Below are 270 nucleotides of genomic sequence, written 5' to 3'. Positions count from 1 at the left end.
GAGCGTCCTGCCCTCCGTCGCGGCGGCGAGGTTGCGCGCGGCGTCGACCTTGGAGCGCAGCACCGCGTCGAGGCGCTCGGGCGTCAGATCGGCGAGGAGCGCGTCGTCCAGCACACCGGCGGCGTGGATCACCGCCGTCACCGGCTCGTCCCGCAGCGCTGCGGCGACCGCTTCCGCGTCCGCCACGTCACAGGCCACCGCCCGCACCTTCGCCGAAGCGAGCTCCTCGACCAGCCCGGCATCCCCACCGGAACGGGACAGCAACAGCAG

1 protein-coding gene is annotated in these 270 nt (G+C 74.4%); it reads right to left on the bottom strand.

Annotation, left to right across the window (positions count from 1 at the left end; genetic code table 11):
• Window positions 1-270 (bottom strand): KR domain-containing protein (locus PUR61_RS01240; RefSeq protein ID WP_329874707.1); only part of this gene is annotated, 270 nt, incomplete at both ends.

The organism is Streptomyces sp. BE20 (assembly GCF_036322525.1).
In the GTDB taxonomy this organism is placed as follows: domain Bacteria; phylum Actinomycetota; class Actinomycetes; order Streptomycetales; family Streptomycetaceae; genus Kitasatospora.
Note: the sequence above shows the minus strand (reverse complement) of the source record. Positions and strands in the feature narration are given on the sequence as shown.